This window comes from Nonomuraea sp. LPB2021202275-12-8 (assembly GCF_037044575.1).
Lineage (GTDB): Bacteria > Actinomycetota > Actinomycetes > Streptosporangiales > Streptosporangiaceae > Nonomuraea.
Window position 1 is genome coordinate 18,229 of the sequence record NZ_JBAHWD010000051.1, and the last position, 21,778, is coordinate 40,006.

The following is a 21,778-nucleotide window of genomic DNA, read 5'->3' on the forward strand; positions in this document are numbered from 1 at the left end:
GCGGCTACGGATAGGGTTTTGACTGTGCGCGAACGGATCAGCTCAGCGTCGAAGGTCGTCGTCAAGGTCGGCTCGTCGTCGCTCACCACGCCTCAGGGCATGATCGACGTGGACCGGGTCGACGCGCTCGTCGACGTGCTCGCGGCGCGGTGCCGGGCCGGCACGCAGCTCGTCCTAGTCTCGTCGGGAGCGATCGCGGCGGGCCTCGGCCCGCTCGGGCTGCCCGCCCGGCCACGCGACCTCGCCACGCAGCAGGCCGCCGCCTCGGTCGGCCAGGGCGTGCTGGTCGCCCGCTACACCTCCTCCTTCGCCCGCTACGGCCTGCGCGTCGGTCAGGTGCTGCTGACCGCCGACGACATGATGCGCCGCGCCCACCACGCCAACGCCCGGCGGACCCTGGACCGGCTGCTGGAGCTCGGCATCGTGCCGATCGTCAACGAGAACGACACCGTCGCCACCGACGAGATCCGCTTCGGCGACAACGACCGGCTGGCCGCTCTGGTCACGCACCTCATCAGGGCCGACGCGCTGGTCCTGCTCTCCGACGTGGACGCGCTGTACGACGGGCCGCCCAGCCGCGCCGGGTCGCGCCGGCTCGCCGAGATCCGTGGCCCCGAGGACCTGGTCGGGGTCGAGCTGGGCAAGAGTGGCGGGGCCGTCGGCACCGGCGGCATGGTCACCAAGGTGCAGGCGGCCAGGATCGCCACCGGCGCCGGCGTGCCGGTGGTGCTGACCGCGGCGGCGCACGCCGCCCAGGCGCTGGCCGGAGCAGATGTCGGCACCTTCTTCCACCCTGGAGGCCGCCACCCGGGCACCCGCCTGCTGTGGCTGGCCCATGCGGCCACCGGACGCGGGCGGCTGCACCTCGACGACGGCGCGGTGGAGGCCGTCGTCAGCCGGCGCAAGTCGCTGCTGCCCGCCGGTGTCACCTCGGTCGAGGGCGAGTTCGCGGCGGGCGACCCGGTGGACCTGTGCGGGCCGCGCGGGCGCGTGGTGGCCCGCGGACTGGTCAACTTCGACGCCGGCGAGATCCCGGGGCTGCTCGGGCGCTCCACCCGGGAGCTGGCCAGCGAGCTCGGTCCGGAATATGAACGCGAGCTGATCCACCGCGACGACATCGTCATACTGGAGTCCCACAGCTAGAGCCCGACGAGGGAAGAACGGGGTTCCCAGAGCCCTGAGCAGCGGAGCGGAGCGGAGCCATGAGCACAGAGTTCCTGAAGGTCGCCCACGCGGCACGAGAGGCCGCCGCCGAGCTGGCCCCGCTGCCGCGGGCGCCGAAGGACCGGGCGCTGCGTGCCGTCGCCGACGCCCTGGTCACCCATGCCGCCGAGATCGTCGAGGCCAACGCCAAGGATGTCGAGCAGGCGAGGGCACAGGGCACCTCCGAGGCCATGGTCGACCGGCTGCGGCTCGACGTGGACCGGGTCGCCGCCATCGCCGAGGCGGTGCGCCAGGTGGCCGACCTGCCCGACCCCGTGGGCGAGGTGGTGCGGGGCTCCACGTTGCCCAACGGGTTGGAGCTGCGCCAGCTCAGGGTGCCGATGGGCGTCATCGGGATCATCTACGAAGGCCGCCCCAACGTGACCGTCGACGCCGCCGCGCTCTGCCTCAAGAGCGGCAACGCGGTGCTGCTGCGGGGCTCGTCCAGCGCTTACTCCTCCAACACGGCGCTGGTGAGGGTCATGCAGGAGGCGCTGGCGGGCACCGAGGTCCCGGCCGGGGCCGTGCAGCTCGTGCCGGGCCTGACCCGGGATTCGGTCAAGGAGCTGATGCGCGCTCGCGGGCTCGTGGACGTGCTGATCCCACGAGGCGGCGCGTCGCTGATCAACTCCGTCGTGGAGGAGTCCACGGTGCCGGTGATCGAGACCGGCGTCGGCAACTGCCACGTCTACGTCGACGCCGAAGCCGATCTGGACCTGGCCGTGGAGATCCTGGTCAACGCCAAGGCGCAGCGGCCCTCGGTGTGCAACGCGGCGGAGACGTTCCTGGTGCACGCGCGGGTGGCCGAGGAGTTCGTACCGAAGGCGCTCGACGCGCTCGCCGCGGCGGGCGTGACCGTGCACGGCGACGAGCGGATCGCCCGCCACCCCGGGGTGGTGCCCGCCACCGAGGACGACTTCTCCGCCGAATACCTCTCGCTCGACATCGCCGCGGCCGTCGTCGGCTCCCTGGAGGAGGCCGTGGCGCACATCAGGCGTTACGGCTCCGGTCACACCGACGCCATCGTCACCCGCTCCCAGCAGGCCGCCCGCAGGTTCGTGTCGCTGGTGGACTCGGCGGCCGTCGCGGTCAACGCCTCCACCAGGTTCACCGACGGCGGGGAGTTCGGCTTCGGCGCGGAGATCGGCATCTCCACCCAGAAGCTGCACGCGCGCGGCCCCATGGGCCTGCCGGAGCTGACCTCCACCAAGTGGGTCTACACGGGTGAGGGGCATCTGCGCACGTCAGAGGGTACGGTCATCGCCGGGTCAGGCCGCTGACCGGATCGGGTCGCGGGCGGCGTGTCGGCGTGTGCGGCCGGGCGCGGGCTGCCTTGACTGGGGCCCATGGAGATCGTCATCGCGCTGGCCTTCGCGGGCGCCGTACTGTTCGGCGCCGACCGGCTGATGCTCTGGCTGGAGGGCCGGGGCCACGTCCACTGGCGCAGGACAGACCGTAAGGACCTGAGCAAGGAGCCCGCCGCCGAGCTCGACAGCCTGCTGTCCGAGCAACCACGCCGATAAACCTTCGGCGTGCCGCAGGCGTCAACCACCGTCACAGCGCTAGGGTTGTGTCCCTTATGGGCGCGCCGAGCGGGGAGGGACGGTGAGCAAGCTCGGCAAGGTCGGGCCTTACACCCTGCTCGAGCGGCTCGGCCGAGGCGGCATGGGTGAGGTCTACCTCGCCAGCGCTCGCCGTGGAGAGCGTGTCGCACTCAAGGTGCTGCACGACCTCAGCGAGGACGACTCCTCACGCATCAGGCTCGAACGCGAGGTCCGCGCGCTGCGCAGGGTCGAGAGCCCGTACGTGGCGAAGGTCCTCGACGCCGACCTGTCGTGTGCCCGGCCCTACCTGGTCATGGAGCACATCGAGGGCGTCACGCTGCTGGACCTGGTGCGTCAGCAGGGGCCGCTCGACCTGACGCAGCTCGTCGAGCTCGCGCAGGGCATCGCCACCGCGCTCGCCATCATCCACGCGGCCGGGATCGTGCACCGCGACCTCAAGCCCGGCAACATCCTCATGGGCGCCGACGGCCCGGTCCTCATCGACTTCGGCATCGCCCAGGTGCTCGACGCCACCCGGCTGACCATGACCGGCACGTTCCTCGGCACGCCCGGCTACACCGCCCCCGAGATCTTCGCCGACGAGCAGGTGGAGTCGCCCGCCGACGTGCACGCCTGGGCGGCGACGGTGGCGTTCGCCGCGACCGGGCGGCCGACGTTCGGGCGCGGCACGGCTGAGGCGCAGATGTACGCGGTGCTGAACGGCCAGGCCGACCTGAAGGGCGTCCCGGTGGCGCTGCTGCCGCTGGTGCGGGCGGCGCTCAACCGCGAGCCGGGCAAGCGGCCCACCGCGGCACTGTTGGCCGACCGGCTGGCGCGGCTGGCCAAGGCGACCAGCGCCGCCGAAGCCGACGCGGGGAGCCGGGCAGTGCCTGCCGCGGAGGAGGCGCGCGGCCGTACGGCAGAGGACGTGCCGCCGCGTGGCCGCGTCGGCGAGGACTCCAAGCCCGGCACCTCGCGGCCGCGCTCCGACGGCAAGGTGCCCCCACCTCGAGCCCGTACGGGCGCGGACGGCAAGGCGCTGCCGCGCGGCCGGACGGGCATGGACGGGAAGGTGCCCTCGCCGCGTGGACGCGCGGGCGACGAGGGGAGAGGGGCTTCGCCTTCGCGTCGCGCGGGGGAGGACGGCAGGGCGGCCACCCCCCGGAGCCGTGGCGGTGAGGACGGTCGGGCCGCTTCGTCCCGAGGCCGCGCGGGCGAGGAAGGGAAGGTGCCGTCACCGCGGAGTCGCGCGGGTGAGGACGGGAAGGCGGCGTCGGCTCGGGTCCGTGGCGGGGACGAGGCCAAGACGCCGCCGCCGCGGAGCCGGCCGGGCGCCGACGGAAAGGGCGCGGCGGAGCGCAGCCGGGTGGGTGTGAAGGCTCAGACGGTCGCGCGGGTCCGCGCCAAGCCGCAGACGGCCGCGCGCGACTCCAGGCTCAGAGCGGAGACCACCACGCTGCCGGCGGGCAACACGGCGTTGCTGCTGCTCGCCGTGCTGGCCGTGCCGTGCGTGGTGGCGTCGGTGATGTGGCCGATCGCCTCCATCGGTATCACAGCCGTGTTCGTGGTGCTGACCAGGACGCTGTGGATGGGCCACTGGATGGTCCGCAAGCGCGCGTCACAGCGGGTGCGGGTGCTGTTGCGGGTGCTGATGTTCCCGTTCGCGCTGGTGGGCGCGGCCACGACCGCGGTCGTGTGGCCCGGGGTGCCCGTCGCCGTGGCGGCGGGCGGAGCGCTCTGGATCACCGGCGGCGGCGTGATCGACTCGTCCTGGTGGCAGCAGCCCGCGCCGGTCACCGCCGCGGGCGTGGTGTTCGGCATGCTGTGCGGTGGCATCACCGGGCGGGAGATCGAGCGGATCGGCGCCCGGATGCCGGAGCTGCGCAGGGAAGGACTGCGCGCACTGGCCGTGCTGGGCGGTTTCGTCGCCCTGTGCGCGGCTGCCGTGCGCGCTATCGCCCTGCTGCTCTGACCCGCCCGCGCCGGTGAACCGGCGGGTGGGCTGCCTGACGGCTGCGCTGAACCGGGGAGTGCACCGGCCCGGCGGACCTGTGCGGGCCGGTCATGCTCGTCAGCCCTGGCCGCCGTCGCGGCGCGCGAACCTGTTGAAGATGCGCTCGCCCGCGTTCACGGCGCCTTCGGCCACGTCGCGCAGGACGCCGATGAACGGGTCCTGGGACTCCGACCAGGACCTGCGGTAGGACTCAGCGGCCGCCTTGACCTCCTCGCTGACCCTGGCGCTGGCGTCGTCCTCCCGGCGCGGGTAGTCGCCGCCGATGATGCGGTCGTACTCGCCGCTGCGCTGCCACTTGTCCAACTCGGCCACGCGCACCACGGCGAACGGGTGGGTGGTGCCGAGCAGGTTGAGCACCTTGAGGAAGCCGTCGCGCAGGTCGCCCGCGGTGTCGTACTCCTGGTACTGGGCCAGGAACGCCTCGATGTTCATCTCGTGCGTGTAGTCGCCGCCGGCGAGCTTCATCAGCGCGCGCTTGGCCGCCTCGGGGTCCTGGCCGGTGAGCATGCCGCCGCGGTCGGAGGAGAGCTCCGACTTGCGATACCACTCCTCCAGTCCCGCCACGATCGCGCGCAGGCCGATGTAGCCGAGCGGGATCCACGCGACGCGTGCGGCGAGGCGGGTGAGGATGTCGAGCATCGTCCGGTAGACGGCGTGGCCCGACAGGATGTGCGACGTCTCGTGGCCGATGACGAAGCGCTGCTCCTCCTCGTTCATGAGGTTGAGCAGGCCGGTGGTCACGACGATGAAGGGGTCGTCGAAGCCGATCGCCTTGGCCTGGACCTGCGGGTCCTGCTGGACGTAGATCTCGGGGATCCGGTGCAGGTCAAGGATGTAGGCGGCGTCGCGGCCCATGTCGTAGAGGGAGCGGAACTGGGTCTCGCTCACGCGCACGGCCGAGGCCAGGTACATCAGGCGCAGGCGGCGCTCGCTGATGAGGCCGGACATCTGCTTGAGAACTGTGTCGAACCCGCTCAACTTGCGCAGAGCGACCAGGGCCGACCGGTCTGCGGGGTGTTCGTAGGCACGGGACGAGATGCCGGGCAGTTGGACGCGGTTGCGGTCCGGGGTGGTCGTCATGCCCGGCATGCTACGTCCGCAACGGGGGTGATGCGCGGTCATCACGGAGGGGGGTCCCGTCATGTTGTGATAAGGCATCCGCGTAAGGTCCGTTTCATGATGAACGCGCCTGGTGTCAGGGGGAAGCGCCGCATAGGTGTGATGGGAGGGACCTTCGACCCCATCCATCACGGTCACCTGGTCGCAGCCAGCGAGGTGGCACATCACTTCGACCTCGACGAAGTCGTGTTCGTCCCCACGGGCCGCCCGTACCAGAAGTCCGGGCGTGAGGTCTCCGCGCCCGAGGACCGCTATCTGATGACGGTCATCGCCACCGCGTCCAACCCCCGCTTCTCCGTGAGCCGGGTGGACGTGGACCGCCCGGGGCCGACCTTCACCATCGACACCCTGCGTGACGTCTCCCGGATCTACGGGCCGCAGGCGGAGTTGTACTTCATCACCGGAGCCGACGCCCTGGGCGCCATCCTCGGCTGGCAGGACGCCGACGAGCTGTTCGAGCTGGCCCATTTCGTCGGCTGCACCCGGCCCGGGCACACGCTGCACGACCCCGGGCTGCCCGAGGGCAAGGTGACGCTGCTGGAGATCCCCGCGCTGGCCATCTCCTCGTCGGAGTGCAGGCAGCGGGTGGAGGAGGGCGAGCCCATCTGGTACCTCGTGCCCGACGGGATCGTGCAGTACATCAACAAGCGCGGGATGTACCGGCCGGTCGAGGACTGAGCGGGCGCAAGCCGGGCGGTTGGAGGTGACCTTCACCTGGCGTCGGTGTGCGTCACGTCGGCGAGCGCGGGCCGTGTCATCCCGGGGGCTGAACGCGGGTTGCGCCACACGTGGGGCGTCGCGGCCGTAACGGGTACCCTCAACATAGGGCATGTTGCCGACACAGGAGGACCGACCCGCATCGTGACCGCATCCGACAGAGCCGTCCAGCTAGTGCAGATCGCCGCAGAGGCCGCGGCCGACAAGCTGGCCGACGACATTCTCGCCTACGACGTCAGCGAGCAGCTCGTCATCACCGACGCGTTCCTGCTCTGCTCCGCAACGAACGATCGCCAGGTCCGCGCCATCGTCGACGAGATCGAAGACCGGCTGCGCACCGAGGCCGACGCCAAGCCGGTGCGCCGCGAGGGCGAGCGCGAAGGCCGCTGGGTGCTCCTCGACTACATCGACATCGTCGTGCACGTCCAGCATGAGGAAGACCGCACCTTCTACGCCCTGGAACGGCTGTGGAAGGACTGCCCGCCCATCGGTCTGCCGGAGAGCGTGACGCAGGCCAACATCCAAAGGGCCCGCACTTGAGCAAGCGGATCGTCTGTCTCAGGCACGGGCAGACGTTGTGGAACGTCGAGCAGCGCTTCCAGGGCCACTCCGACATCCCGCTCGACGAGACCGGCTTCGCTCAGGCCGCCAGGGCGGCGTCGCTGCTCGCCTCGCTGCGACCCACCCTCATCGTCTCCTCGGACCTCCAGCGGGCCAACGACACCGCGCTCGCGCTCGGCCGTGTCGCCGGCCTCGACGTGGCTGTCGACAAGGACTTCCGCGAGCGCGGCGGCGGCCAGTGGGAGGGCCTGACCCGCGAGGAGATCGCCAAGCGCTGGCCCGAGGAGTATGTGGCCTGGGAAGCGCCCGACGGCGAGTCCGTGACGGACGTGGCCGCCCGGGTGGCCGCGGCCATGCGGCGCTGGGCGGCCAAGCTCGACGGCGACGGGCTGCTGGTCGTCGCCTCGCACGGTGCGGCGCTGCGGCTCGGCATCTGCGAGCTGCTCGGGCTCCCGCAGGAGCTGTGGTCGGCCATCGGCGGGGTCGGCAACTGTTCCTGGTCCGTGCTGGAGGAAGGGCGGCGGGGGTGGCGGCTGCTGGAGCACAACGCCGGCACCCTGCCCGAGCCGATCAGCAGCGACGACAGTCCCGACGCCGAAGGGCGTCAGTAGGGGTTCGAGCAGCCCGTACGGCCTGCGCCGTGCGGGCTGTCCGGCCCGATTAGGCGAATCACTTGGATGGCTATATGCTCTCCGAGCGCCGCAAAGAGCTGCACTCCGCGCGGTGACCAGGGGCTATGGCGCAGTTGGTAGCGCGCCTCCATGGCATGGAGGAGGTCTGGGGTTCGAATCCCCATAGCTCCACCTCAGGGCCGTTCTCAGGAAGGCTCTGCGGGAAGTCCGACGAGATCCCGTCCGATCATCTTGATCGGGCGGGATCTCGTCGTTTTCCGGTCTGCTCGTCTCAGTGGGTCACCTGGGCTTCGCCGTCCTGCGGGGAGCGGACCGCCGGCGTACGCGCGATCGCGACGATCCGCTCCAGTGCCGCCGCGTGCCGCTGGAAAGCCTGCCGCCCATCCGGGGTGAGCCGCACGTAGGTGCGTCTCACGGTGGCGGCCCTCCAGGCGCCGCCGGTGCACCTCCGGATCGGAGCAGATCACCTCGATGAGGCGCAGCGCGGCGCCACTGCGGCGGGCCAGGGCCCGCCACTGCTCGCGGGCCTCCTCGGCGTCGTTCACCGCGTCGACGATCACCGGCTGGCCGAGTGCGAGGATCTCGCCGGCGAGCGCCTCCACCACCACGTAGGCCGCCAGGCCCGTCGGCTGGTCGCGGTCGACGCCCGCCCGCCACATCGCGGCCTCGGCCGGGTCGACCGACAGCACCGGCGCGGGGATCCGGCGGCCCAGCTCTGCCGCCACCGCGCTCTTGCCGGCGCCCGGCAGGCCGCTCATCACGATCAGCATGGCCGCGATACTGCCATGCCGATGGACATCCGGCCGTTTCGGTGTTCGCTGGAGGAGGCGTTGTGCCAGGCTGCGGCCTTGACACCGCGCCGGCTTCGGGGCGGAGCCGGCGGCATCCGCACGAGCGAAGGCTGGGAGGAACAGACGTGGAGAACGGGACGGACGAGGCGAGGCTGCACGAGATCGCGCCCGGGGTGTTCGCCTGGGTGCAGCCCGACGGCACCTGGTGGGTCAACAACGCGGGGGCGGTGACCGGCGACGGCGGGACCGTGCTGGTCGACACCTGCGCGACCGAGCGGCGCACCCGCCGGTTCCTGGGCGCCGTCGCCGAGGCGACCGCCGGCGCGCCGGTGCGGATGGCGGTGAACACCCACCAGCACGGCGACCACACCTACGGCAACAGCCTGCTGCCCGACGAGACGGTGATCTTCGGGCACGAGCTGATGCGGGCCGCGCTGCTCGTCGATCCGGTGATCGACGGGTGCCCGCCGTTCTGGGCGCCGGTGCCCGACTGGGGGAACGTGACGCGCCGTACGCCTGCGGTGGTGTTCTCGTCGGAGCTGACCCTCTTCGGCGGGGGGAGGCGGATAGAGCTGCGGCATCCCGGCCATGCCGCGCACACGCCGGGTGACGTGGTGGCGTGGCTGCCGGAGGAACGCGTGCTGTTCGTGGGTGACCTGCTGTTCCACGGGCTCACCCCGCTGGTGATGATGGGGTCGGTGGACGGTGCGCTGAGGTCGCTGGACTGGCTGGCGAGCTTCGAGCCCGAGCACGTCGTGCCGGGCCATGGCCCGCTGGCGGACGCGGCCGCCCTGCCGGGGATCCTGGCGGCTCACGAGCGCTACTACCGGTTCGTTCTCGAGGTCGCGCGGACGGGGCGGCAGCGCGGGCTCACGCCGCTGCAGGCGGCGCAGGACGCCGACCTGGGGGAGTTCGCCGGCTGGGCGGACGCCGAGAGGCTGGTGCTCAACCTGCACAGGGCCTACGCCGAGGCGGAGGGCACCGAGGTGGATCTCATCACCGCCTTCATGGACGCCATGACGTGGAAGGGCGGGCCGCTGCCGACCTCCGTCTGACCAGTGCGCATACCGGTCAACATTCCATACTTACCGGACACGAAAGAAAGTTTCAAGACAGTAACGCGCGAGGAAAATTTCTGCCCGGAACTTATTGACCACAGGGGTTAACTCTCGGAAAGCTGGACGGGAAGCCCAGGTGAAAGGACCGGCGATGGTCACTGTCCGCGCGTTCGCAGCGGGAGACGAGCTCTCCCTCTTAGACGCCTGGAACCGGAGCATGCCAGGCGACCCCACGACCTCCGGGTGGCTGCGCGACTGCGTGCTCCTCGACCCCAACTTCGATCCCGAGGGGCTGCGGGTCGCGGTGGCCGACGGCCGGGTGGTGGGGTGCGCGTACGGCGTGCGAAGGCTGACGCCGCTCGCCCCCGGGACCGATCTGGAGCCGGAAACCGGCTGGATCCCCTTCTTCTTCGTGGCGCCCGAGCAGCGGGGGCGCGGGCTCGGGCGGCGGCTGCTCGGCGAGGCGCTGGACTTCCTGCGCGAGCAGGGCAGGACGACCGTCGACTTCGCCTCCTACACGCCCAACTATGTGCTGCCCGGGGCCGATGCCGAGCTCTATCCCGACGGGTTCAGGCTGCTGAACGGGCTCGGCTTCCGGACCCTCTACTCGCCGGTCGCCATGGACCGCACGCTGGTCGGCTACGTGACGCCCGACGAGGTGCGCAAGCTGCGGAGCGTGCGCGAGAGCGAGGGGTACGCGTTCCGCTCCTCGGCCGACGGCGAGCTGCCCGAGCTCATCCGGTTCGCGGCCGGTGCCTTCAACCCGGACTGGGGCGAGGCGATCAGGCGACACGCGGACCCCAAGCGCATGGTTATCGCGAAAAAAGATCACATAGTGGGGTTCGCGGTTTTCGGGGCTTACCGAGGGATTCCTGAGAGGTTCGGGCCGTTCGGGGTGGACTCGGAGGAGCGCGGCACCGGGCTCGGCAAGATCCTGCTCCACCACACCATGACCATGATGCGCGCCGAGGGGCTGCACTCGTCGTGGTTCCTGTGGACCGGCGAGGCCAGCCCGGCAGGCCACCTCTACGCGAGGGCCGGATACGAGGTCACCAGGCGGTTCCACGTGATGAGGCGGTCGCCATGACCCACGTCCTGGCCATCGGCGCCCACGCGGGCGACCTCGACCTGACCGCGGGCGCCGTGCTCGCCCAGCACGTCCTGCGCGGCGACCGCGCGAGCCTGCTGCACCTCACGCTCGGCGAGCGCGGCCACCCGCGGCTGCCCGTGGCCGACTACGCCGAGCAGAAGCGGCAGGAGGCCGAGACGTTCGCCGAGCGGATCGGCGCGGACGTCAGGTTCCTCGACTACGAGGACGGCCTGCTGCCCGAGGACGAGGACGTCAAGATGCGCGTCGGCGACCTGATCAGGGAGCTGCGGCCTGACGTGATCCTGACGCACTGGGGCGAGTCCATCCACAAGGACCATGCCCGCACCCACCGGATCGTGCAGGACGCGCGCTTCTACGGCGGGCTGAAGACGCTGGCGCGCGAACGGCCGGCGTACTGGGCGGGCGAGCTCTACTACGCGGACAACTGGGAGGACGCCGACGGCTACGTGCCCGACGTGTTCGTCGAGCTGAGCGAGGAGGCGTACGAGATCTGGTCGCAGGCCATCACCGGTTACGCCTACGCCCGAGGGGAGACCTACGGCTTCCCGTACGTCGACTACTACCGCGCGCTGACGATCGTGCGCGGTGCCCCCGCGGGGTTCCGGCGGGCGCAGGCGTTCGCCGCGCCCAGGGGCTCGCGTGATCTGCGCACCAGCTACTTCGGGAAGGCGTCCTAGGTGAGACGAGCACTGGCGGCCGCGGCCGTCCTGGTCCTGGCGATGGCGGGGTGCGCGGGCGGCGGCGCCGGCGAGGGGAAGGGCACGGCGAGCGCGCCGCCCCTGATCATCCACGCGATCGACTCGGGGACGTTCCAGGAGAACTTCAACCCGTTCCACCTCGAAGGCGTGAACTTCGGCACCAGCGGGATGATCTACGAGACGCTGCTGTTCTTCAACAAGCTCAGGCCCGGCGACGTCGCCCCGTGGCTCGCCCTCAAGCACGAGTGGTCCAAGGACGGCAAGTCCCTCACCTTCACCCTGCGCCAGGGGGTGAAGTGGACCGACGGCAAGCCGTTCACCGCCGACGACGTGGCCTACACCTTCGAGGTGCTCAGAAAGCATCCCGAGCTCAACAAGAGCGCCCTGGAGCTGGAGGGCGCCGAGGCGCTCGCGCTGGACAAGGTCCGGGTGGACTTCGCCACGACCTCCTACGCCAAGCTGTTCAACATCGCGGGCAGCACGCCGATCGTGCCCAAGCACCTGTTCGAGAAGCAGGACCCGGTCACCTTCACCAATCCCCAGCCCGTCGGCACCGGGCCGTACAAGCTGTCGTCGTTCAGCTCGCAGCTCTACGAGATGGAGAAGAACCCCGCCTACTGGCAGCCGGGCAAGCCGGAGGTGCCGGCGCTGAAGTTCCCCGCCTACACGGCCAACGGCGTGCAGACGGCGCTGCGGCAGGGAGAGGTCGACTGGGCGGGCGCGTTCGTGCCCGACATCGACAAGATCTACGTGCAGGGCAAGCCGGAGACGAACAAGTACTACTTCCCGGCCGAGGGCGTGGTGACGCTGCTGCCGAACCTGACCCACCCGATCCTGTCCAAGCCGGAGGTGCGCCAGGCCATCAGCCTGGCCATCGACCGGGACAAGATCGTCGAGGTGGCCGAACGGGGCTACACCAAGGTGGCGCACCCGACCGGCATCCCGACGCCGGGCGGGGAGGCGTACCTGCCGCCCGAGCACAAGGACGCCGCCTACAAGGTGGACCTGGCCAAGGCCAAGGAACTGCTCGCGGGCGTCGATCCGGCCAAGCTCAGGTTCACGCTGCTGGTGCCGTCGCCGTTCACCGACTGGGTGAACGCCGCGCAACTCATCAGGGAGGACCTGGCCAAGGTCGGCATCACGGTCGAGACCCGGGGGGTGGCGTTCCAGGACTGGGTGTCGAAGGTGGGCAAGGGCACCTACGACCTGTCGATCAGGGCCACGCCCGCCGGGGCGGCGCCGTACTTCCAGATGCGCTCGCTGCTCTACGGCAAGCTCGCCGCGCCCGTCGGCGAGTCCGCCACCGGCAACTACCAGCGGTGGAAGGACGCCGAGACCGACCGGCTGATCGACGAGTACGCCGCCACCGAGGACGAGGCCGAGCAGCAGCGGGCCACCCAGGAGCTCGGCCGGATCATGGTGGAGAAGCTGCCCGCGCTCCCGCTCTTCTACAGCCCGGCGTGGGCGCAGTACCGCACCGACAAGTATGTCGGGTGGCCCTCCGAGCAGGACCCCTACGCGATGCCGTCGCCCTACACCTCACCCGACGCGGCCGTGGTCCTGCTGCGGCTGAAGCCGGCGTGAGGTTCCTGGCGCGGCGGCTCGGGTTCTACCTGTTGACGGCCTGGGCCGCCGTCACGCTCAACTTCCTCATCCCCCGGCTCATGCCGGGGGATCCGGTGGACCTGCTCGTCGCCCGCCTGAAGGGGAACGTGGACCCGGCCGCCATCGACGCGATGAAGCGGGCGTTCGGGATCAGCGACGCGAGCCTGTGGCAGCAGTACGCCGACTACCTGGGCAACCTGGCACGCGGGGAGCTCGGCAGGTCGATCACGTTCTTCCCGACCGAGGTGTCCACGGTCATCGCCGACAGCCTGCCGTGGACGATCGGACTGGTGGGGGTCGCGACGCTGATCAGCTACGTGATCGGCACCTCGCTCGGGGTGCTGATGGCGTGGAAGCGCGGGACCTGGCTCGACGGCGTGCTGCCCGCCGCCACGTTCATGCACGCGGTGCCGTACTTCTGGGTGGCGCTGGCGCTGGTGTTCGTCTTCGGGGTGACGCTGGAGTGGTTCCCGGTCGGCCGCGCCTACGCGCTGGACGTGGCGCCCGGCCTGACCGGGGAGTTCGCCGCGAGCGTCGCCTATCACGCGGCGCTGCCCGCGATCACCATCGTGCTGGCCTCGATGGCCGACCGGATCCTCGGCATGCGCAACGTCATGGTCACCACGCTCGGCGAGGACTACGTGGTGATGGCCGAGGCGAAGGGACTGACCAGCCGCCGCGTCATGTGGGCCTACGCGGCCCGCAACGCGATCCTGCCGAACATCACCAGCTTCGCCCTCTCGCTCGGCTTCGTGGTCGGGGGCTCGGTGCTGACCGAGATCGTCTTCTCCTATCCGGGCATCGGCTCGATGCTGCTCAAGGGCGTGGAGAACGAGGACTTCCCGCTCATGCAGGGCATCTTCCTGGTCATCTCGCTGGCCGTGCTGGTGGCCAACTTCCTGGCGGACCTGGCCTACGTGATCCTCGACCCCAGGACCCGGCAGGAGGCCCGGTGAAAATCAAGATCGGTGCGGTGATCCTCGCCTTCTTCACGCTGACCGCGATCTTCGGGCCGCTGCTCATCGGCACCGACCCTGCCGCGACCAGCGCGGACGGCCTGCAGGGGCCTTCGGCGGAGCACTGGCTCGGCACCACCCAGACCGGCCAGGACGTCCTCACCCAGCTCGTCCACGGGGCTCGCGTGTCGATGGGCGTCGGCGTGCTGTCGGCGGTGATCGCCACGGTGCTGGCCGTCGCTGTGGGGCTGGTCGGCGGCTACGTCGGCGGCGCGGTGGACGAGGTGCTGTCCGTGCTCACCAACATCTTCCTGGTGCTGCCCGCGCTGCCGCTGATCATCGTGCTGGCGGGTTACCTGCCGCAGCGCGGGGTCGCCTCCGTCGCGGTGGTGATCGCCGTCACCGGGTGGGCGTGGGGCGCGCGCGTGCTGCGCGCCCAGACCCTGTCGGTACGGCGCCGCGACTTCGTGGAGGCGGCCAGGGCCGGCGGGGAGGGGCCGCTCAGGATCGTCTTCTTCGAGATCCTGCCCGTGCTGCTCCCGGTCATCGCCACCAGCTTCCTGGCGACCGTGGTGGCGGCGATCCTGGCCGAGGCCGGGCTGTCCTTCCTCGGCCTGGCCGACCTGTCCACCGTGAGCTGGGGGAGCATGCTCTACTTCGCGCAGAACGGCCAGGCGCTGCTGATCGGGGCGTGGTGGTGGTTCCTCCCGCCCGGCCTGTGCATCGCGCTGATCGGCACCGGGCTGGCCCTGGTGAACTTCGGCATCGACGAGATCGCCAACCCCCGCCTGCGCACGGTCAAGCTCCCGCGCAAGGCCGCCGCCCTCGCAGGAAAGGCGCAGTCGTGAACGTCCTGGAAGTGCGCGGACTCGGTGTGGACTACCTGTCGGCCGGCGGAGCCGTGCACGCCGTCGCCGACGTCTCGCTCGACCTGCGCCGGGGCGAGATCCTCGGCCTCGCGGGAGAGAGCGGCAGCGGCAAGTCCACGCTGGCCAACGCCGTCGCCCGGCTGCTGCGCCCGCCCGCCGTGATCACCTCAGGCTCGGTCGTCTACCACCGCAGGGACGGCTCGGCGGTCGACGTGCTGGGCCTGAAGCCGAAGGAGCTGCGGGCCTTCCGCTGGAAGGAGCTGGCGGTCGTCTTCCAGAGCGCCATGAACTCCCTCAACCCGGTCAGCACCGTCGGCGCCCAGATCGAGGACGTGCTGCGCATCCACGCCCCCGCCATGACCCGCAAGGAGCGCCAGGCCCGCTCGGCCGAGCTGCTGCAGCGCGTCGGCATCAGCGCCGACCGGCGGCGCGCCTACCCGCACGAGCTGTCCGGCGGCATGCGGCAGCGGGCCGCCATCGCCATCGCGCTCGCGCTCAACCCCGAGGTCGTCATCATGGACGAGCCGACCACCGCGCTCGACGTGGTGGTGCAGCGCGACATCCTGCTCGAGATCAGCGCCCTGCGCGAGGAGTACGGCTTCGCCGTCGTCTTCATCACCCACGACCTGTCGCTGCTCATGGAGATCTCCGACCGGATCGCGGTGATGTACGCGGGCCGGGTGGTGGAGACCGGCACGGCCAGGGCGCTGCACAAGGCGCCCCGGCACCCCTACACGCTCGGGCTGCTGCGCTCCTTCCCGCGCCTGCACGGGCCGCGCGAGGAGCTGCTCGGCATCCCCGGCACACCCCCCGACCTGCGGGCGCCGCCTTCCGGCTGCGCCTTCCATCCCCGCTGCCGGTACGCCTTCGCCGACTGCTCCAGCCGTGGCCCCGAGCTGCGGCCCGGGCCCGATGGCGAGGTGGCGTGCCTGCTCAACGACGGCACCGGGGCGGACACCGTACAGGAGGCGTCGTGAGCGGAGAGATCGTCCTGCAGGGGCGGAACCTCACCAAGCACTTCATCGCGGCGCGCGGCGGGCGGTGGGGCAGGCGGCCGCCGGTGCGGGCGGTGGAGGAGGTGTCGCTGGCCCTGCGGGCCGGCCGGGTGAGCGCGCTGGTGGGGGAGAGCGGCTGCGGGAAGAGCACGGTCGCGCGGCTGCTCGCCCAGGTCTACCCGGCCACCTCCGGCGAGGTGCTGCTGCGGGGCGAGGCCGTGCGGGCGCACCGCGGGGCCGCGTTCCGTGACTACCGGCGGCAGGTGCAGCTGATCTTCCAGGATCCGTTCGCCTCGCTGAACCCGTTCCACCGGGTCCGCTATCACCTGGCCAGGCCGTTGCGCGTGCACGGGCACGCGCGCTCCGACGCGCACGAGCGGGAGCTGGTCGCCGAACTGCTGGAGCGGGTCAGCCTGACACCGGTCGAGCAGTTCATGGACAAGCTGCCGCACGAGCTGTCGGGCGGTCAGCGCCAGCGGGTCGCGATCGCCCGCGCGCTGGCGGTGCGGCCGATCGCGCTGATCGCCGACGAGCCGGTCTCCATGCTGGACGTGTCGATCCGGCTCGGGGTGCTGCGGCTGCTGGAGAAGCTGGCCGACGAGAGCGGGATGGCGCTGCTGTACATCACGCACGACATCGCCGGCGCCCGATACTTCGCCGAGGACATCACGGTCATGTACGCCGGGCGGCTGATCGAGAGCGGGCCCAGCGAGGCGCTCACCCAGTCGCCCCGCCACCCCTACACGCGGCTCCTGGTGGAGTCGGCGCCCGACCCCGACCGGGTGACGCCCAGAGAGGCGAAGCGGCACGGCGAGCCGCCGAGTCTCGTCGATCCGCCCGGCGGCTGCCGGTTCCATCCCCGGTGCCCGGTGGCGCTGCCGGCCTGCTCGACGCGGGTGCCCGGCCGCACCGAGCTGGGCGACGGGCGCTGGACCCACTGCTGGCAGGCCGAGCGGGAGGCCGGAGGCGCCGTCCCGGCCGGCGGGACGACCGCTCAGTGACCATCGCGGCTCGCCGTCAAGCCCGCCGGTAGAGCCGCACGAGCCGTTCGGCGCTGCCGGCCACGCGCTCGCGCAGCTCGGCCGGGGAGATCACCTCGGCGTCGGCGCCCAGCCTGAGGAACTCGCCCTCCGCGTGGTCGATCGACTCGATGGGCACCGTCACCCGCGTCCAGCCCTCCTCGTCGGGCGGCTCCGCGCTCTGCCGGGCCGCGCTGACCATGCCGGGTGTCATGAGGTCGGCCAGGCGTTCCAGCCCGCGTGGTGACAGCCGCGCCACCGCCTCGCCCCGCCGCAGCCTGGCCTCGAACTCCTCCAGGTAGGACCGCCAGTAGGCCGCCAGGTCGAAACCGGCCGGCCTGGCGAAGCTCTCGGGCAGCGGGTGCAGGTCGAGGATCTGCGACACCCGGTACGTGCGCACGTCCTCGCCGCAGCGGGCCACCAGATACCACCGCCCGGCCTTGACGACCAGCCCGTACGGCTCCAGCCGGCGCTCCACCTCCTGGGGCGCCTTCCAGCGGCGGTAGCGGACCTGGAGCCGGTGCTCGTTCCACACGGCGTCGGCCACGGCGGGCAGGTGGGTGACCGGCTCGGGGTCCCGGTACCACGTGGGGGCGTCGAGGTGGAAGCGCTCCTGAATCCGACCGGCCCGGTCGCGCAGCTCGACGGGCAGCGCGGCCATCAGCTTGAGCTGCGCCGCCGTCACCACCGCGCCCAGTCCCAGCTCGGCCGCGGGCCCCGGCAGCCCCGCCAGGAACAGCGACTCCGCCTCGTCGGTGGTCAGCCCGGTCAGCCTGGTCCGGTAGCCGTCGAGCAGCCGGTAGCCGCCCCGGTGGCCGGCGTCGCCGTAGAGCGGGATCCCGGCGGAGTGCAGCGACTCCACGTCCCGGTAGATGGTCCGCACCGAGACCTCCAGCCGATCGGCCAGCTCCTGGGCGGTCATCCGGCCACGCGTCTGCAGGAGCAGCAGGATCGAAACGAGGCGAGAAGCGCGCATTCCGCTGACACTACCTGTCAGTGAACCTGCCCTACATTCCTCGCATGAACGACTTCGACTTCCTCGCAGGCACCTGGAACGTGACCAACCGCAGGCTGAGCAAGGCTCTGGTCGGCAGCGACGACTGGGAGGAGTTCCCCGGCCGGACCGTCGCCACCCGGCACTTCGACGGCGCGGCGAGCTTCGACGAGATCGCCTTCCCCACCAAGGGGTTCTACGGCCTGACCGTGCGCATCTTCAACCCCGAGACGCGGCAGTGGTCCATCTACTGGTCCAGCAGCGCCAGGGGCGTGCTCGACCTGCCGCCCATGGTGGGCGCCTTCGACGGCGACCGGGGAGAGTTCTACGCAGACGACTCCTACGAGGGCACGCCGGTGCGCTGCCGCTTCATCTGGACCGTGCACGGCGAGGACTCCGCCCGCTGGGAGCAGGCCTTCTCGGTGGACGGGGAGCAGACCTGGGAGACCAACTGGACCATGGACCTCACCAGGGCGTGAACTCGCCGCCCGCCCACAGCACCACGCCCACGGCCAGCGCCGTCACCAGCAGCGCGATCCCGCCCACGAGGATCACCCACCACCAGCCCGACCTGGCGGGCGCGGCCTCGTAGGCGGGCACGTCGGGGAGCATGTCCGGGGTGTACGGCAGGCGTTGCGTGGAGGAGGCGCCCTCGGGAGGCGGGGGCGCCGGCTGCGGGGCCGGACGGGGCCGGCGATGCCAGATGGTCTGATCCGGGTCGGGCTGCTCTCGGTTCATGAGCCCCTCAAACGCGCAGCAGTACGGATTTTGCCTTTATCTTCCAACACTGTCACATTTCCTGCCGGTGTCTCGTCCTGTCGCCATGACATGCGTACTGGTGACAGGCGGAAGCGGGCGGCTCGGACGTGCCGTGGTGGACAGGTTCGCCGCCGGTGGGCTGGAGGTACGGGCGACCAGCCGCCGGCTCCGCGAGGGGACGGACGGCGTGCGGTGGGTCGTCGCGGACCTGTCCACCGGCCGGGGCGTGGCCGAGGCCGTGGCCGGGGTGGACGTGATCGTGCACCTGGCCTCCGCGCCGTACAAGGGCCGCTACACGCGCCGGGTGGAACTCGACGGCACCACGGCGCTGCTGGCGGCGGCCCGCGCGGCGGGGGTGGGGCATGTGCTCTACATCTCGATCGTGGGTGTGGACCGGGTGCCGCTGGGCTACTACCGGACCAAGCTGCGCGGCGAGGGACTGGTCCGGGCGGGCGGCGTGCCGTGGACGGTGGTGCGGGTGACGCAGTTTCACGAGTTCGTCGCGTTGGCGTTCGCCGGCCCGGCCAGGTTCGGCGCGCTGGTCGCCGATCCGGGGATCCCCGCCCAGCCGGTGGACGTGCGCGACGTGGCAGCGCACCTGCTCTCCCTGGTCAGCCGGGGGGCCCGGGGAGGCGGTGGAGGAGTATGGAGGGCCGGAGGTGCTGTCCATGGCCGAGGCCGCCGGGCAGTGGCTGCGTGCCCGCGGGGTGCGCCGCCCGGTGCTGCGGCTGCGGGTGCCCGGCAGGCTCGGCCGCGCCTTCCGGGCCGGGCACCTCACCACCGCGGCGCGTCCCGCCGGGGAGATCACCTGGCGGGACTATCTCTCAGGTCAGCCCTGACCGCTGCCGGGCTGCTGCCAGCCGGGCTGCGGACCAGGCGGCTGCTGCCACCCCGGCTGCTGCCACCCCTGGGGCTGTGGCGGCTGGGGAGGCGGAGGCGGCGTGCGGCGGGCGACCACGGCCCAGATCAGCAGGCCGACGCCGATCGCGGTGAAGAGGAAGCCGAGCAGGGACTCGAGCATGAAGACGGTGTCCATGAGCGCCGGCCCGACCGATTCGATGACCAGCTCGAACGTCAGGACCTGGACGAGCCGGAGGATCGCCTCCAGCAACAGCAGGAGGAAGCCCGCCATCCCGATGGTCGCCGCGCGTCCATGCTGACGCCTGGCCATCCCTGACACCACGACACCGACGAAGAGCAGCACGCACAGCAGACCTGTGGTGAGGATGTTGACGAGGTTCGCCAGCGAGTTGGACATGCGACAGGTCTCCAGCCGTTAGAGGGCGTGGCGCTGACGTTACGGGCTGGGGCGGGATTGATCCACTGCGCGGCTGATCGAATTCAGGTCCAGCCCGCCCTGGTAGCGCACGCCGTTGATGAAGAGCGTGGGAGTGCCGCGCACCCCGCTCGCGCGGCCGGACGCCTCGTCGCGGGCGATCCTTTCGGTGCGTCCGCGCAGGTCCGACCACAGGTCCACGTCGAGTTCGGCCGCGTAACGGGCGAGGTCCTCGTCGGTGAGGAAGCGCTGGTTGTCGAAGAGGGTGTCGTGCATCTCCCAGAACCGGCCGGCCTCGGCCGCGGCCTGCGCGGCCAGCGCGGCGGGCATGGCGCGCGGGTGCAGCGTGCGCAGCGGGAAGTGCCTGAAGACGACCCGCAGGTCCTTGTGGCGCTGGAGCAGTGTCTGCAGGACGGGGTGGAGCCGGCCGCAGTAGGGGCATTCGAAGTCCCCGTACTCCACGATGGTGACGGCCGCCTTCTTCGGCCCGCGCACGAGGTCGTCCGGTCCGACGGGCTCGCTCAGCAGCAAGGGCAGCACCTCCTCAGGCTCGGCCTCGGGCGGGGCGCAGACGCCGCCACGGTCCCACGCCAGCCGGAAGATGAGCGAGCCGAGCAGCGCCGCCAGCAGTGATCCGGCCAGAATGCCGATCTTGGCCTCGCTGTGCAGGCGCGGGTCCTCGAACGCCAGGTCCACGATGAACAGCGCGACCGTGAACCCGATGCCGGACACCGCCGCGCCGCCCAGGAGCTGGCCCCACACCAGGTTGCCGGGCAGCACCCCCCAGTTGAGCCTCAGCGGCAGCCAGGTGCCGATCGTGATGCCGACGATCTTGCCGAGCAGCAGGCCGAGCGCCACGCCGATGGCGATGGGAGAGGTGGCGGCGGCGCGCAGCGTCTCCGCGTCCAGGCGGACTCCGGCGTTGGCCAGCGCGAACAGCGGCACGATCACGTAGCTGCTCCACGGGTGGAGCCGGAGCTGCAGCCGCTCGTTGACGGAGACGGCCATCCGCACCAGCCGGGTTGCCTGTGCGGCGGCCTGCGGGCTGGGAGCGCTGGTGAGCTCCTGCATGGCCTCCCCGGCGCGCAGCAGCTTCTGGTCGCTGGGCGCGTAGACGAACACCAGGACGCCCAGCGCGATGCCCACCAGGGTCGGATGCACGCCGCTCTCCAGCGTGGCCACCCACAGCCCGAACCCGAGCACGATGTACGCGGGCGCCCGCCAGAGCTTCAGCCACCGCAGCGTCACGATCGCCGCCAGCAGTGCGACGGCGGAGATCAGTGAGGGGATCGACAGGCTCTCCGTGTAGAAGATCGCGATGATCGCGATGGCCAGGATGTCGTCCACGATGGCCAGGGTGAGCAGGAACGCCCGGAGCGGCTCGGGGCAGCGCGCACCCACCACGGCCAGCAGTCCGAGCACGAACGCGGTGTCGGTGGCGATCGGCACGCCCCAGCCGACGGCGCCGGGCCCGCCCGCGTTGAAGGCCAGATAGACGGCCGCGGGGACGACCATCCCGCCGAATGCCGCGACGGCGGGCACGGCGATGAGCCGCCGGTCACGCAGCTGGCCCAGCCGCACCTCGTAGGAGATCTCCAGCCCGATGACGAAGAAGAAGATCGTCATCAGCCCGTCGTTGACCCAGTGGCGCAGGTCGAGGGAGAAGGTCGCGTCCCCGAAGGACAGCCCCATGTCGATGTGCCAGAAGGCCTCGTAGGTCTCGCCCCAGGGCGAGTTCGCCCACAGCAACGCCAGGAGCGTGGCGGCGAGGAGCACCGTGGTGCTGCCTGCCTCGTTTCTGAAGAAAGCCCGCAGCATGCCCTGTTTCCCCCTTAGTGCCCGATCTTAGATGGGGCT

The 21,778-nt window shown here is 71.3% G+C and carries 23 protein-coding genes, 1 tRNA gene and 1 pseudogene; 19 read left to right on the top strand and 6 right to left on the bottom strand.

Annotated elements, in window-relative coordinates; genetic code table 11:
- Nucleotides 1–24 precede the first annotated feature (24 nt).
- The 4 genes from proB to V5E28_RS45465 all read left to right on the top strand — a co-directional run bounded on the left by proB (nucleotide 25) and on the right by V5E28_RS45465 (nucleotide 4,719).
- Nucleotides 25–1,143 (top strand): glutamate 5-kinase, encoded by a 1,119-nt coding sequence (gene proB / locus V5E28_RS45450; protein WP_336216461.1) that lies wholly within the window; start codon nucleotides 25–27, stop codon nucleotides 1,141–1,143.
- Nucleotides 1,144–1,202: 59 nt separating this feature from the next.
- The gene (locus tag V5E28_RS45455; RefSeq protein ID WP_336216462.1) at nucleotides 1,203–2,483 is read left to right on the top strand and encodes a glutamate-5-semialdehyde dehydrogenase; all 1,281 of its coding nucleotides are present in this window, start codon (nucleotides 1,203–1,205) and stop codon (nucleotides 2,481–2,483) included.
- Between the two features lie 66 nt (nucleotides 2,484–2,549).
- A complete protein-coding gene (locus V5E28_RS45460; RefSeq protein WP_336216463.1) occupies nucleotides 2,550–2,726 on the top strand; it encodes a hypothetical protein in 177 nt (58 codons plus the stop codon).
- Nucleotides 2,727–2,808: 82 nt separating this feature from the next.
- Nucleotides 2,809–4,719, top strand: a complete 1,911-nt coding sequence (locus tag V5E28_RS45465; RefSeq protein WP_336216464.1) for a protein kinase domain-containing protein — start codon at nucleotides 2,809–2,811, stop codon at nucleotides 4,717–4,719.
- Between the two features lie 99 nt (nucleotides 4,720–4,818).
- Here V5E28_RS45465 and V5E28_RS45470 read toward each other — a convergent pair whose 3' ends face one another.
- Complete coding sequence (locus V5E28_RS45470) at nucleotides 4,819–5,850, bottom strand: M48 family metallopeptidase (protein WP_442945982.1); 1,032 nt, start codon at nucleotides 5,848–5,850, stop codon at nucleotides 4,819–4,821.
- An 87-nt stretch (nucleotides 5,851–5,937) separates the two neighbouring features.
- On the opposite strand from V5E28_RS45470, the gene nadD reads away from it, so the two are divergent.
- From nadD to V5E28_RS45490, 4 genes are all read left to right on the top strand, one after another.
- Nucleotides 5,938–6,558, top strand: coding sequence for a nicotinate-nucleotide adenylyltransferase (gene nadD / locus V5E28_RS45475; protein ID WP_336216467.1), 621 nt, complete (start codon nucleotides 5,938–5,940; stop codon nucleotides 6,556–6,558).
- Nucleotides 6,559–6,741: 183 nt separating this feature from the next.
- Nucleotides 6,742–7,137, top strand: a complete 396-nt coding sequence (rsfS, locus tag V5E28_RS45480) for a ribosome silencing factor (protein ID WP_336216469.1) — start codon at nucleotides 6,742–6,744, stop codon at nucleotides 7,135–7,137.
- A complete protein-coding gene (locus tag V5E28_RS45485) occupies nucleotides 7,134–7,769 on the top strand; it encodes a histidine phosphatase family protein (RefSeq protein ID WP_336216470.1) in 636 nt (211 codons plus the stop codon). The genes rsfS and V5E28_RS45485 overlap by 4 nt, the downstream gene beginning before the upstream one ends.
- Nucleotides 7,770–7,888: 119 nt before the next feature.
- Nucleotides 7,889–7,961, top strand: a tRNA-Ala gene (locus V5E28_RS45490).
- A gap of 14 nt (nucleotides 7,962–7,975) precedes the next feature.
- On the opposite strand, the gene V5E28_RS45495 is transcribed toward V5E28_RS45490, so the two are convergent.
- Entirely contained in the window at nucleotides 7,976–8,560 is a 585-nt protein-coding gene (locus V5E28_RS45495) for an AAA family ATPase (RefSeq protein WP_336216471.1), read from the bottom strand.
- Between the two features lie 146 nt (nucleotides 8,561–8,706).
- Between V5E28_RS45495 and V5E28_RS45500 the strand changes: the two genes are divergently transcribed.
- The 8 genes from V5E28_RS45500 to V5E28_RS45535 all read left to right on the top strand — a co-directional run bounded on the left by V5E28_RS45500 (nucleotide 8,707) and on the right by V5E28_RS45535 (nucleotide 16,874).
- The gene (locus V5E28_RS45500) at nucleotides 8,707–9,636 is read left to right on the top strand and encodes an MBL fold metallo-hydrolase (protein ID WP_336216472.1); all 930 of its coding nucleotides are present in this window, start codon (nucleotides 8,707–8,709) and stop codon (nucleotides 9,634–9,636) included.
- Between the two features lie 154 nt (nucleotides 9,637–9,790).
- Nucleotides 9,791–10,726 carry a GNAT family N-acetyltransferase gene (locus tag V5E28_RS45505; protein ID WP_336216473.1) on the top strand — a complete coding sequence of 312 codons (936 nt, stop codon included), beginning with the start codon at nucleotides 9,791–9,793 and terminating at the stop codon, nucleotides 10,724–10,726.
- Nucleotides 10,723–11,427: a PIG-L deacetylase family protein gene (locus V5E28_RS45510; protein WP_336216474.1), complete on the top strand. Its 705-nt coding sequence runs from the start codon at nucleotides 10,723–10,725 to the stop codon at nucleotides 11,425–11,427. Before V5E28_RS45505 ends, V5E28_RS45510 begins: the two co-directional genes overlap by 4 nt.
- Entirely contained in the window at nucleotides 11,428–13,032 is a 1,605-nt protein-coding gene (locus V5E28_RS45515; protein ID WP_336216475.1) for an ABC transporter substrate-binding protein, read from the top strand.
- Entirely contained in the window at nucleotides 13,029–14,009 is a 981-nt protein-coding gene (locus V5E28_RS45520; RefSeq protein ID WP_336216476.1) for an ABC transporter permease, read from the top strand. Before V5E28_RS45515 ends, V5E28_RS45520 begins: the two co-directional genes overlap by 4 nt.
- Complete coding sequence (locus V5E28_RS45525; RefSeq protein ID WP_336216477.1) at nucleotides 14,006–14,857, top strand: ABC transporter permease; 852 nt, start codon at nucleotides 14,006–14,008, stop codon at nucleotides 14,855–14,857. The genes V5E28_RS45520 and V5E28_RS45525 overlap by 4 nt, the downstream gene beginning before the upstream one ends.
- On the top strand, nucleotides 14,854–15,855 hold the full coding sequence (locus V5E28_RS45530) for an ABC transporter ATP-binding protein (protein ID WP_336216478.1): 1,002 nt from the start codon (nucleotides 14,854–14,856) through the stop codon (nucleotides 15,853–15,855). Before V5E28_RS45525 ends, V5E28_RS45530 begins: the two co-directional genes overlap by 4 nt.
- Nucleotides 15,852–16,874 carry an ABC transporter ATP-binding protein gene (locus V5E28_RS45535; protein ID WP_336216479.1) on the top strand — a complete coding sequence of 341 codons (1,023 nt, stop codon included), beginning with the start codon at nucleotides 15,852–15,854 and terminating at the stop codon, nucleotides 16,872–16,874. The genes V5E28_RS45530 and V5E28_RS45535 overlap by 4 nt, the downstream gene beginning before the upstream one ends.
- Nucleotides 16,875–16,890: 16 nt before the next feature.
- Here the strand turns inward: V5E28_RS45535 and V5E28_RS45540 are convergent, their stop codons facing one another.
- Nucleotides 16,891–17,868, bottom strand: a complete 978-nt coding sequence (locus V5E28_RS45540) for a helix-turn-helix transcriptional regulator (protein ID WP_336216480.1) — start codon at nucleotides 17,866–17,868, stop codon at nucleotides 16,891–16,893.
- 44 nt (nucleotides 17,869–17,912) lie between these two features.
- On the opposite strand from V5E28_RS45540, the gene V5E28_RS45545 reads away from it, so the two are divergent.
- The gene (locus V5E28_RS45545) at nucleotides 17,913–18,365 is read left to right on the top strand and encodes a hypothetical protein (RefSeq protein ID WP_336216482.1); all 453 of its coding nucleotides are present in this window, start codon (nucleotides 17,913–17,915) and stop codon (nucleotides 18,363–18,365) included.
- On the opposite strand, the gene V5E28_RS45550 is transcribed toward V5E28_RS45545, so the two are convergent.
- The gene (locus tag V5E28_RS45550; protein ID WP_336216484.1) at nucleotides 18,352–18,624 is read right to left on the bottom strand and encodes a hypothetical protein; all 273 of its coding nucleotides are present in this window, start codon (nucleotides 18,622–18,624) and stop codon (nucleotides 18,352–18,354) included. The genes V5E28_RS45545 and V5E28_RS45550 overlap by 14 nt on opposite strands.
- An 85-nt stretch (nucleotides 18,625–18,709) precedes the next feature.
- Between V5E28_RS45550 and V5E28_RS49890 the strand changes: the two are divergent.
- Both V5E28_RS49890 and V5E28_RS45555 read left to right on the top strand, forming a co-directional pair.
- A pseudogene (locus tag V5E28_RS49890) lies at nucleotides 18,710–19,156 on the top strand (SDR family oxidoreductase); the annotation flags it as partial.
- Between the two features lie 124 nt (nucleotides 19,157–19,280).
- Nucleotides 19,281–19,484 carry a hypothetical protein gene (locus V5E28_RS45555; protein ID WP_336216485.1) on the top strand — a complete coding sequence of 68 codons (204 nt, stop codon included), beginning with the start codon at nucleotides 19,281–19,283 and terminating at the stop codon, nucleotides 19,482–19,484.
- On the opposite strand, the gene V5E28_RS45560 is transcribed toward V5E28_RS45555, so the two are convergent.
- Both V5E28_RS45560 and nhaA read right to left on the bottom strand, forming a co-directional pair.
- On the bottom strand, nucleotides 19,475–19,903 hold the full coding sequence (locus V5E28_RS45560) for a hypothetical protein (RefSeq protein ID WP_336216487.1): 429 nt from the start codon (nucleotides 19,901–19,903) through the stop codon (nucleotides 19,475–19,477). The genes V5E28_RS45555 and V5E28_RS45560 overlap by 10 nt on opposite strands.
- Before the next feature lie 39 nt (nucleotides 19,904–19,942).
- A complete protein-coding gene (gene nhaA, locus V5E28_RS45565; protein WP_336216488.1) occupies nucleotides 19,943–21,739 on the bottom strand; it encodes a Na+/H+ antiporter NhaA in 1,797 nt (598 codons plus the stop codon).
- Nucleotides 21,740–21,778: the final 39 nt, after the last annotated feature.